Here is an 11,456-nt window from a genome sequence, read left to right as displayed (position 1 = left end):
TCATGTATTGGCATACACTGTGCTTCTCGCTTCAAAACTCCCTACGCATAGCTCGCAATTTAATCATCAAAGCAATGATATGTAAGACTTTGATGAGACAGAATTGGTGCGGAGTGGTAGTTCAGTTGGTTAGAATACCGGCCTGTCACGCCGGGGGTCGCGGGTTCGAGTCCCGTCCACTCCGCCACTACTTAGAAACCCTGCTAATTTTAGTAGGGTTTTTTGTTATTGGCTAGGTTCGCCCGCAGGGCGAATGAGTCCCGCAGGGTGGACTGCCCATTGTCCGCAACCCCGGACCTCCACCACTACTTAGAAACCCTAGCTGAAAAGCTGGGGTTTTTTGCGTTTAGGCTCGGAGTAAATAGCCTGCTTATGTTAAAAGCAGAACCCTAGGGTACCAATTGCGATATGTGTGAGCCTGAGCGCCTCAACGCAACCCCTTCATTTGAGACTGCCATGTATTACTGTTAAGCGCTTAGCGTTAGTTCTCTGTTGTAGATTAGATTGATACAGACATAAAAAAAGCGCCTCGCGGCGCTTTTAGTGGTTTAGGCCATCCCTTGGATGACCACAAATTTTTCTAGGAGCTGATCCTCGGTCTCGACATTATCGGGATCGGTGATAATGCACTTGGAGATCGGGCAAACTGACTGACACGTCGGTTTTTCGTAATGGCCTTTACACTCGGTGCATAAATCTGGTTCGATCTCAAAGATTTCGGACCCCATCGAGATAGCCCCGTTAGGACACTCGGGCTCACACATATCGCAGTTTATGCATTTATCGGTGATGAGTAGTGCCATATTACTTACCCGATGGGTTACGCGTATCCTGGCCTGATTGTAGGTTACGCATCAGTAGCGCGTACTCTAGATCCATATCAGCGGGCACGGGAATAAACACGAAATGGCCGCTGCCTTTGGCATCGTCGATCGCTTCTGATTTTCGGTTTTCCATCGCCTCTAAGGTGAAATGCACATTGCCGCGTGGCGTCATCAGCTCAAGGCTGTCACCGAGCATAAATTTGTTTTTCACTTCCACTTCAGCCAGATCGCCACGGCGCTTGCCAGTGAATTCGCCGACAAATTGCTGCTGTTCAGAAATTGAATAGCCGTAGTCATAGTTTTGGTAGCTATCGTGGGTATGACGACGCAAAAAGCCTTCAGTATAGCCCCGATGTGCAAGGTTCTCGAGGGTATTCATCAGGCTCTCATCGAACGGTTTACCGGCCACGGCATCATCAATTGCTTGGCGATACACCTGTGCTGTGCGTGCGCAGTAATAGAAAGACTTAGTGCGACCTTCGATTTTTAGCGAGTGCACGCCCATTTGGGTCAAGCGCTCAACGTGCTGAATGGCGCGTAAGTCTTTTGAGTTCATGATGTAGGTGCCGTGCTCATCTTCATAAGCGGCCATCAACTCACCTGGGCGTCCGCCTTCTTCGAGCAATACCACATCATCAACCGGTTCGCCCTTACCCAGAGTTGGCGTCACCTCTTGAACTTGTACGACTTGGCCTGCATCGTCTTCTTTGCCTTTATGGACTTTATAGTCCCAACGGCAGGCATTGGTGCAGGTACCTTGGTTTGGATCGCGCTTATTGATATAGCCTGACAGCAAGCAACGACCAGAATACGCCATGCATAGCGCGCCGTGAACAAACACCTCAAGCTCCATTTCAGTGCAGTGTTGGCGGATGTCTTCGATCTCTTCCAGTGATAGCTCACGCGATAAGATCACACGCTCGATCCCTTGCTGCTGCCAAAACTTGACGGTCGCCCAGTTAATCGCATTGGCTTGCACGGAAAGGTGGATTGCCATATCAGGGAAGTGCTCACGCACCATCATGATAAGCCCAGGATCCGACATGATCAGCGCATCAGGGCCCATATCGATAATCGGTTTGAGATCGCGAATAAAGGTTTTGAGCTTGGCGTTGTGCGGCTGAATATTACAAACCACGTAGAATTTCTTACCCTGTGCGTGGGCTTCATCGATGCCGATTTTCAGGTTCTCGTGGTTGAATTCATTGTTGCGCACACGCAGGCTGTAGCGTGGCTGACCGGCATACACGGCGTCGGCCCCGTAGGCGAACGCATAGCGCATATTCTTTAGGCTACCGGCGGGAGAGAGTAATTCTGGCGTAAACATAATTCCAAGCTTGAGTCTGAGTATAAGTCAGGCACCTTCACGTTGAAGGTGAGTGTGGGCGCCATTTTACTGTGACATTGCCCACACTACCAGCCGAATTTACCTAATCTTTGTAGGGATTAGTTAGTCGGTTTTTAAACCGCCTAAAGCCGTGAATAAGCCTTCTAATAACGTGTCGAGCTCGCCGCACATCAGCGATAAGTCAGCATCAAGGCGGGCGGCAACATCTTCTCGGTCGATGTCAGTGTTTTGATCGCGGATCTCTTCAGAAAATTTCAGGCGCTTCAGGCTCAAATCATCGCCTAATACGAAGTCGATTTGCTCTTGCCAGTCCATGGATAACTTGGTGACTTGTTTGTCTGCCTCCAAGTGCGCCTGAATTTCGTCACTGGTGAGATCTTGCTGTTTGCATTTTATCACCCCACCTTCTTCGAGTAGCGCTTTCAGTTCTGCCTCATCACCGAGGTGAAAGCCTTGCGGCGCTTGGCCTTGCTTCACCCATTCGGTCATCGCGTGTTCTGCTGGGGTCTCGGTTTCAACCGGCACGACGGGTAAGCTGCCGATGGATTTTCGTAATAGCGCGAGCAACTCTTCGCCTTTTTTGATGCTGGCTGCATCAACTAATACCAGGCCTTTATCGGCCATGATCAAGGCACACATCTGGCTTTGGCGCGTGAAGGCACGTGGCAAGAGCTCCATGACCACATCGTCTTTTAGGCTATCTTTCTCGCGCTTTTTCAGGCGTTGCCCTTGGGCTTGCTCCATGGCGTCGACTTTCTCTTCCAAGGCGTCTTTGATCACCGAGGCGGGGAGCAACTTTTCTTCTTTGCGAGCGCGGATCAGGATATTGTTACCGCTGACATGCGTGAGCATATCGCCATGCTTACCCAGTGCATTGTCCCAGCCAAATTTTTGCATGTCTTGGCTGCCACAAGGGGTAAAGTCGAACTCCTTGAGCTGGCTTTCCAATTGGGTTGGATCGAGAGGAATATCACGGGTAAGACGATAGACGAGTAAATTCTTAAACCAAATCATGGCGAGGCTTTATCCATCCTGTTGTGAGAAAGGCAACATGGTATTGCATTCACTCTCGAATGTCGCTGCAATTAGCGTAGAATTTAACCCTGCTCGCGACTTCAGCGAGACAAACTTGCCTAACTTCCTCAACGAATGGATTACCTCAGTTGTGTTAAAAATCATTCATACCTCCGATTGGCACCTTGGTCATCAGCTGCATGGTTATGATCGCCAATATGAACATCAAGCTTTTCTCGATTGGCTTAAGCAATGTCTCATCGATGAGCAAGCCGACGCCTTATTAGTGGCGGGAGATGTGTTTGACAGTGCTAACCCACCCGCCAGTGCTTGGCGGATGCTGTATCGATTTTTAGCTGACATTGCCAAAGCACTGCCAGACTTAAATGTAGTGATCACTGGCGGGAATCATGACTCACCTAGCAAACTCGACGCCCCACACGAGCTACTCAAAGCCTTTGATTTACACTTAATTGGCGCCATCGCGAGAGATGGCGATGGCGCTCTAGATACGGAACGTATGCGAGTGCCAATTACCGATAAGTCAGGCGAGGTCGCGGCTTGGGTTTTGGCAGTGCCTTTTTTGCGAAGTGGTGATTTACGCACAGAAGGGCTTGATGAAAACGACGATCGGCTTATTGAGGGAGTACGAGCTATTTATCAGCAAACCGAGCAAGCGGGGCGCGAGAATGCGTGCGCTGATCAGGCATTGATAGCAATGGGCCATGTGTATATGGCCAGTGGCGAGTTATCAGAGATGTCAGAGCGACGCATTCTGGGGGGGAATCAGCATGCGTTGCCGGCAGATATTTTCAGTGAGGATATTGCTTATGTCGCACTCGGGCATTTGCACTTAGCCCAGCAAGTGGCGAAACAATCCCGGATCCGTTACTGCGGCTCGCCTATTCCGCTATCGTTATCAGAGCGTCACTATCGGCACCAAGTATTAGCCGTGACCCTTGATGACAACCAGCTACAAAGTGTGGTGCCACATTATGTGCCGCGTGCGGTTGATTTATGGCGAGTGCCGGAACAGCCCGCACCGCTGGAGACGGTACTCGACGCCTTGGCGAGGCTCACGCTTGAGCCTTTACCGCTGTCGCAGCAGCCTTTGCTTGATATCCCTGTTTTATTGGATAAACCCCAGCCGATGTTAAGAGAAAAGATCTTAGCCGCGCTAGAGAGTAAACCCGTACGGCTTGCCAAAATTACCCCTCATTATCGAGAACAACCACAAAAAAGTGGCTTTCGGCAACAACGGTTATCTGAGGTTGAGCCTTATCAGGTACTGCGTCATGGCTGGCAGCAAAAGTATCAAGGTGAACCGGATACGGCGTTATCAGCAACGTTTTCTCAGTTATTGGAGCAACTGGAACAGGACGAGGATCAATAAACGATGAAAATCCTGGCATTACGTGGCGAGAATTTGGCCAGCATTCAACATCCGTTTGTATTGGACTTTTCACAAGGACCACTGGGTGACAGTGGCTTATTTGCGATCACAGGCAAGACGGGCGCGGGAAAGTCGACGCTTTTGGATGCGATTTGCTTGGCGCTTTACGACAAGATCCCGCGCTTTCAGTCCAATAAAAAGCATGATGCGGATATTGGCTTAGGTGACCCGGCCACTCGGGTTAAAGCCAATGATGTGCGTAGTATCTTATCGCGTGGCAAAGGTGAGGGATACGCAGAGGTTGATTTTGTCGCCTATGACGGCAGCCGTTGGCGCGCACACTGGTCGGTACGCCGGGCGCGGGGCAAGGCGGATGGCCGCATACAGGCGAGCGAGCATTGGTTGGAGAACCTCGCCACAGGCCAACGTATTGCCGGTAAAAAACAGGAAGTACTCAGTGAAATAGAGCGTCTCGTTGGTCTCAGTTATGAACAGTTCCGCCGTGCGGTGATGTTGCCGCAAGGGGATTTTGCCGCTTTCTTAAAAGCGTCTGCTGATGATAGAGCGGCCTTGCTTGAACGGATGACAGGCACTGAGATATATAGCCGACTGTCGCAAATGGCACACGAGCGGGCCCGCGATGAAAAGCAAGCACTGGATCAACTGACCCAACAGTTGGGCGATATTCAGTTACTCACGGATGATGAAGAACAGCAACTGCACCAAGATCAGGCGCAATGCCAGCAGCACATTCACGATTTACAAACTCAGCTGAGAAAACTCAACGACTACCGCCAACAACACACGCACCTTGCCCAAGCGCAGCAGGGTGTCGAGACGGCTCAGCAGGCGCTCGATGAAGCGAGTGAAGCGCGAGAAGGCATTGCCGCGCGGCGAGAGGCGTTGGATGAGATAGAGCGAGTGCAAGTGGCGCGCGACGACTGGCAAGCGGTGCAAACCAGCCAGTGGCAACGCCAAGCGCTCACACTCGAAAGCCATCAACTCGCACGCGAAGAGCGCGAGATTGCGCAAGCATATGAACAAGAAGCCGAACGCTGGCGCGCCGCCAACCGAGCATTGGCTGAGGCCGAGCAATATTGGGCGGATATTGAGCCTAAAGTGCGTGAGGCGCAGCAAATCGATACGCAATTGTCCGGCATTGAGCGGCAAATGCACGATCAAAACGTGGCGTTGAATGAGCAGCAGCAAAAGTATCGTCATGCTCACCAGTCACTCGTCCATGCGCGCGAACAAGCCGAGCAACAGCAACGTCGCGAGAAGGCGTTAGAGCAAGAAATCTCGCGATATGGTGACTTCTCGCATGTGGCGGAGCACTATCAGCCGGTGTTCGATAACCTGCGCCAGTACCTCGATTGCCAAGATACACTCTCGGCGCTGCAAGAAGAGTATCAAGCCCGTTATCATCAGCAGCAACATTGGCAGCCGCAACGTGACAAGTTAGACAAAGACATTGCCCAAGTGGATGACAGTAGTGCGCAGCTGAAAGCCAAGCGACAAGCGCTGGAGCCCGAGGCGTTGCAGGCAAATCAAGACGCGGACCAGGCGCGGTACAGCAAACTGCACACGCAAAAGCAGCAGCAAGAAGCGGTGCTCACAGAGGGGAAAAACTGGCAGTATTGGCAAGAGCGCTGTCAGCATAATCAAACGGAGCTGGAAAAACACCAAGCATTGTTTGCGGACAGCCAAGCCCATTTAGCCCATTTGAAAGACACGCTGACCCGTGAGCAGGCTCAGGTCGAAGAAGCACAAAATAGCCTCCAACAGGCGATGGCGGTGGTCGAGCTTGATGATCTTCGCCAAACCTTACACGAGGGGGATCCTTGTCCGCTCTGCGGGGCCACCGAACATCCTTATTTGCACCATGCCCCGGCGATTGAAGGCATGATCGCCCAGCAGCAGGCGCGTGTAGACGCCCTGCAAGCCTCGTATAACCAGCACAATGCCGAATACTATTATTGGCAGAAACAGCACCAGCAAAGCCAGCACGCGTGTGCCGAGTTAAAAGAGCAGGGAGCGGTTTGGCAGGCTGAGCGACAACAATGCAAACGAGAGGTGTATGCCGCGATCGCTGAGCTGGATGAAGCCATCGACTTATCACGTCCACTCAGTGACATCCTCAGCGAGATTGACGCACAGGCGCAACAAACCTATGCCGAGTATCAAACCTGTTATCAAGCGATGACGGAGCGCCAACAACAGCTTGCGCACGTGCAACAAATGGATACGGCCATCGCGGAACTCCAACATGCACGTGAGCAGCGAGTGGCTCGACGTCATCAACTTGATCAGTCACTGACTGAGTGTGAGACACGACTCAACGCGATTGATGAGCAATGGCAACAGCAACACGCGCAACTCACGCGCGTCAGCCAATCGTTGGATCAGCAGTTAGGTGCTGGGCAATGGCTGGCGAGCCTGCAACAGGTGGGGGCGGCGCATTATATCCGCCAGATGGAGCAAAAAATTCAGGCCTACCAGGCGCTGCAAGATGAAAAAGCGGCGCTTGCTGAGCAAAAACAACAAAGAGAGACCGAACTGGCCACGCTCTCGCAGCAGTGTCAGAGCTTGTCGGAAGATATTCAAGCACGGCAAGCGCAATTGGTCGTGTTGGCGCAAGAGCATCAACAACAAAGTGTCGCGCGCCAAGCACTGATCCCGCAATCAGATTTAGAGGCGTTGGAGCGAGAATATAAAGCTGCCATCGACGGACAACGGGCGCAACGTAACCACGCTGAGCAGGCGTATACGCAGGCCAGTGAAAAGCGCGCGGGCGTACAGGCGCGCCAGCAAACTCTCGATACCCAGCAGCGTGAGGCGGACCAGCGCTACCGCGCAAGTGTTAGACGTTGGATCCAATGGCAGCCGGAGCTTGGTGTTCATCAGTATGATTTAATTACCGCACTTTCTTACAGTGAGGCATGGCGAGCCAATGAGCGACAGGCTATCAGCGACGTTGAGGCGCGTTATCAAGAAGCAAAAACACGCCTTGATGAGCGTCAGCAACAGCTTAGTCATTGTCAGCAGGCCATCGCTGATGCAAGTGCTTGGCTAGCGACGCAGCAACTCGCGGAGGATGAGGCATCACTTAGCGCGCAGCAAGCGAGCTGGCAACAAGCACTTGAAGAAAACGAGCAGCGGCTATTCACCCTCCGCCATCAATTGACGGAGTCGGAAAAAGCCAAACACCAAGCCGGTTCCCTGACTGAAAAAATCGAGGCACAGCGGCAGCAAACCGAGCAATGGCTAAAACTGGCGGATCTGATTGGCTCTGCTAGCGGGGCGAAATTCCGTAATCTAGCCCAGTCGTTAACCTTGTCCCAGTTGGTCGAGATTGCCAATGAGCACTTGACGTCATTGTCACCACGTTATGCATTGCAAACGGTACCGGATAGCTTGCTGGCGTTACAGGTGGTCGATCATGATATGGGTGATGAGGTGCGCAGTGTCGAATCACTGTCTGGCGGAGAGAGTTTTTTAGTCTCGCTTTCGCTGGCGCTGGCACTGGCCTCTTTGGCGGCAGATACCCGCCAGCTTGGCTCATTGTTTATTGATGAGGGCTTTGGCACCTTAGACCCTGAAAGCTTAGAAATGGCGCTCGCCTGTCTGGATACTCTGCAAGCCGATGGCCGACAAATAGGCGTGATCTCGCATGTTAATACGCTGGTTGAACGGATTGGTGCGCAAGTGCAGGTAGATAGCCAAGGTGGCGGCGCAAGCAGAGTCATGGTGACACAGCAAGGTGTTGGCTAGGTCACAGCCTGTTGACACAAGGGGAAAATAGCTCGCGCTGGGTCACAAAAATGTCATAATAAATCCACATAATGGCGCCAGTTCAATGATAACACTAGGTAATTATCATGGTTAGACGGATTCTCGTTGTTGAAGACGAAGCCCCCATTCGCGAGATGCTTTGTTTTGTACTTGAACAAAAAGGCTATCAAACGGTTGAGGCAGAGGACTACGACTCGGCACTGGCGCAAATTTGCGAGCCTTACCCAGAAATGATCCTGATGGATTGGATGTTACCTGGCGGGTCGGGGCTTAACCTGATTAAGCACTTAAAGCGGGAAGAGCTAACCCGACAAATCCCCGTGGTGATGCTAACCGCACGGGGCGAAGAAGAAGACAAAGTGCGAGGCCTGGAAGTAGGCGCCGATGACTACATCACCAAGCCTTTCTCGCCAAAAGAGCTGGTGGCGCGATTAAAAGCGGTGATGCGCCGCGTGTCACCAACAACCTTGGATGATGTTATTGAAGTACAAGGGTTGAAACTTGACCCTGTCTCGCACCGAGTGACCGCCAATGATGAGCCGCTAGACATGGGGCCGACCGAGTTTAAGCTGTTGCACTTTTTCATGACCCATCAAGAGCGTGTATATAGCCGCGAGCAGCTACTCAATAACGTGTGGGGCACCAATGTCTATGTTGAAGACAGAACGGTCGATGTGCATATTCGTCGTTTGCGCAAAGTGCTAGAAGCCGGTGGGCACGCTAAATTGGTACAAACGGTACGCGGCGCTGGATACCGCTTTTCAACACGTAGTTAAATCCGGCCTACATCAGGTGTAGGCTGCATGGAGACGCAATGGTCGAACGACTGTCTTGGAAGAAGCTAGCCTGGGAGCTGGCTTTTTTTTATTTACCTTGGTTTATTATAGGCTGGCTGTTTGGTGGCCTACCTTGGCTATTGCTTGGCGCTACCGTTGCCATGCTGCTTTGGCACCTGCATCAGCAGGTCAAGCTGTCCGATTGGCTTTGGAAAGACAAAAGCCTGATGCCACCCTCAGGCACTGGCTCCTGGGAGCCTTTGTTTAATGGGATTTATCGCTTACAAAAGCGTAATCGTCGTCGCCGTAAGGAGCTGGCGAATCTGATTCGTCGCTTTCGCAACGGGGCAGAGTCTTTACCGGATGCGGTGGTGGTGTTTGAGCGTGACGGTGCCATTGTCTGGTGTAACAAATTAGCCCAAGAGCTGCTTGGCTTGCGTATGCCTGATGATAATGGTCAGCATATCAGTAACCTTATCCGCGCCCCTGAATTCGTCAGCTATATAGCTGATGCCAACTACGATGTGCCGCTTGAGATGCGCTCTCACCTTAATAGCGCGCGCACACTTGAGTTCCGGACCATGCCCTATGCGGAAGGCGAATATTTGATGGTGGTGCGTGATATCACTCAGTTGAAGCAACTGGAAGGGATGCGCCGCAACTTTTTCGCCAATGTTTCACATGAGCTACGCACGCCGATGACGGTGTTACGTGGCTACTTAGAAATGACGGAAGATCCAGAGATGGTCGTCGGTCCCATGTGGCCGAAAGCACATGGGGTGATGACCGAGCAATTGTCCCGGATGGAGTCACTGGTAGAACAGCTTTTGACCCTGTCTAAAATTGAAGCGGCGGCCAAGCCTGAGTTGGATCATCTTGTCGATGTGCCCGCCATGCTTGATGTGCTACAAAAAGAAGCTCAAGCCTTAAGTGGTGATAGTGAGCATGTACTCACGTTTGAAGTTGATACCAGCCTTAAAGTAAAAGGCAATGACGACCAATTACGCAGCGCGATTTCCAACCTAGTTTATAACGCAGTAAAGCATACTCCGCCCAAAGCTGGGATCACTGTGCGTTGGTATCGCGCAAGCAAAGGCCCACGCTTGGAAGTACAGGACAGTGGCGAGGGTATCGCGCCGCAACATCTGGATCGGTTAACCGAGCGTTTTTATCGGGTAGATAAAGCCCGCTCCCGTGAAACGGGTGGCAGTGGCTTAGGACTGGCGATTGTAAAACATGCGCTCAGTCATCACGATGCGGAATTAGATATTCAAAGTGAACTCGGGGTAGGGAGCACGTTCTCCTTTACCTTACCGGAGCGATTAGCATGTTAAAGCGGTTTTTGGCCACAGCCTGCCTGCTATTGAGTGTGGCGAGCCTTAGTCATGCTGACACCCTGCCTGATTATCAACGTAGCAGTGGTATATCCGGTAACTTGAGCTCAGTGGGATCAGATACCCTAGCCAATATGATGGCCGCTTGGACGGAAGGATTCAAACGGTTGCATCCCGGAGTGAATATACAGCTACAAACGCCAGGCTCTGCCTCCGCCGCCCCCGCGCTGGTGGAAGGGACAGCCCAACTTGGCCCCATGAGTCGTCCGATGCGGGTCAGTGAAGAAAATGCGTTTCAAGCACGTTTTGGCTATCCTCCTACCGCGGTCCCCGTTGCGGTGGATGCGATGGCCGTCTATGTCCACCAAGATAACCCTTTACGCGCCATCAGCTTTCAACAGCTGGATGCGGTATTTTCTCGCACGCTTTGGTGTGGGGCGAGTCAGCCGGTGGCAACCTGGGGGCAATTGGGCTTATCAGGCCGTTGGGCCAACCGAGATTTACAATTATTCGGCCGCAACTCGGTATCCGGTACCTATGGTTATTTTAAGCAAGCCGCGTTGTGCCGTGGGGATTTTCGTGCCGATGTGAATGAGCAGCCTGGCTCGGCGTCAGTGGTGCAGTCGGTGGCCTCTTCGCTGAATGCTATCGGGTATGCAGGAATTGGTCATCAGGCCTCTGGCGCGCGCATGTTGGCGATTTCACACCAGGGAAAAGCGGCGATAAAGCCCACCCCTTCAGCGATTCGAACGGGTGAGTACCCCCTTACCCGTTATTTATATTTGTACATCAATAAAGCCCCCAATCAGCCACTGGCGCCCCTTGAATCGGCATTTATGCGTTATATTTTGTCGGCGCAAGGGCAGAAGGCGGTGAGCCAGCAAGGCTATATTCCCTTGCCGGCTCAAGCGGTGCGCGCGCAAAGACAAGCACTAGGGCTGGATGCATCGCTAAAAGACTAGCTGCGAGATAATC

At 52.1% G+C, this 11,456-nt stretch carries 8 protein-coding genes and 1 tRNA gene; 6 read left to right on the top strand and 3 right to left on the bottom strand.

The window, feature by feature from the left end; translation table 11 throughout:
• Positions 1 to 110 precede the first annotated feature (110 nt).
• Positions 111 to 187 (top strand) — tRNA-Asp (locus BGL48_RS14265).
• A 361-nt stretch (positions 188 to 548) separates the two neighbouring features.
• Here the strand turns inward: BGL48_RS14265 and BGL48_RS14260 are convergent.
• The 3 genes from BGL48_RS14260 to rdgC form a co-directional block, all read right to left on the bottom strand.
• Positions 549 to 803, bottom strand: a complete 255-nt coding sequence (locus BGL48_RS14260) for a YfhL family 4Fe-4S dicluster ferredoxin (protein ID WP_069363281.1) — start codon at positions 801 to 803, stop codon at positions 549 to 551.
• A 1-nt stretch (position 804) separates the two neighbouring features.
• The gene (gene yegQ, locus BGL48_RS14255; protein ID WP_069363280.1) at positions 805 to 2,151 is read right to left on the bottom strand and encodes a tRNA 5-hydroxyuridine modification protein YegQ; all 1,347 of its coding nucleotides are present in this window, start codon (positions 2,149 to 2,151) and stop codon (positions 805 to 807) included.
• Positions 2,152 to 2,274: 123 nt separating this feature from the next.
• The gene (gene rdgC, locus BGL48_RS14250; protein ID WP_176719676.1) at positions 2,275 to 3,183 is read right to left on the bottom strand and encodes a recombination-associated protein RdgC; all 909 of its coding nucleotides are present in this window, start codon (positions 3,181 to 3,183) and stop codon (positions 2,275 to 2,277) included.
• 40 nt (positions 3,184 to 3,223) lie between these two features.
• Between rdgC and BGL48_RS14245 the strand changes: the two genes are divergently transcribed.
• The 5 genes from BGL48_RS14245 to BGL48_RS14225 all read left to right on the top strand — a co-directional run bounded on the left by BGL48_RS14245 (position 3,224) and on the right by BGL48_RS14225 (position 11,443).
• On the top strand, positions 3,224 to 4,579 hold the full coding sequence (locus BGL48_RS14245) for an exonuclease SbcCD subunit D C-terminal domain-containing protein (protein ID WP_083238617.1): 1,356 nt from the start codon (positions 3,224 to 3,226) through the stop codon (positions 4,577 to 4,579).
• Positions 4,580 to 4,582: 3 nt separating this feature from the next.
• A complete protein-coding gene (locus tag BGL48_RS14240) occupies positions 4,583 to 8,350 on the top strand; it encodes an AAA family ATPase (protein WP_069363278.1) in 3,768 nt (1,255 codons plus the stop codon).
• 107 nt (positions 8,351 to 8,457) lie between these two features.
• Positions 8,458 to 9,147 (top strand): phosphate regulon transcriptional regulator PhoB, encoded by a 690-nt coding sequence (phoB, locus tag BGL48_RS14235; protein WP_069363277.1) that lies wholly within the window; start codon positions 8,458 to 8,460, stop codon positions 9,145 to 9,147.
• 38 nt (positions 9,148 to 9,185) lie between these two features.
• Entirely contained in the window at positions 9,186 to 10,481 is a 1,296-nt protein-coding gene (gene phoR / locus BGL48_RS14230) for a phosphate regulon sensor histidine kinase PhoR (RefSeq protein WP_069363276.1), read from the top strand.
• Complete coding sequence (locus tag BGL48_RS14225; RefSeq protein ID WP_069363275.1) at positions 10,475 to 11,443, top strand: PstS family phosphate ABC transporter substrate-binding protein; 969 nt, start codon at positions 10,475 to 10,477, stop codon at positions 11,441 to 11,443. The genes phoR and BGL48_RS14225 overlap by 7 nt, the downstream gene beginning before the upstream one ends.
• Positions 11,444 to 11,456 lie beyond the last annotated feature (13 nt).

Origin of the sequence: Salinivibrio sp. SS3 (genome assembly GCF_001722105.1) — a bacterium.
GTDB lineage: Bacteria > Pseudomonadota > Gammaproteobacteria > Enterobacterales > Vibrionaceae > Salinivibrio > Salinivibrio kushneri.
The sequence above is the reverse complement of the archived record's forward strand: the minus strand, read 5'-3'. Positions and strand labels throughout refer to the sequence as shown.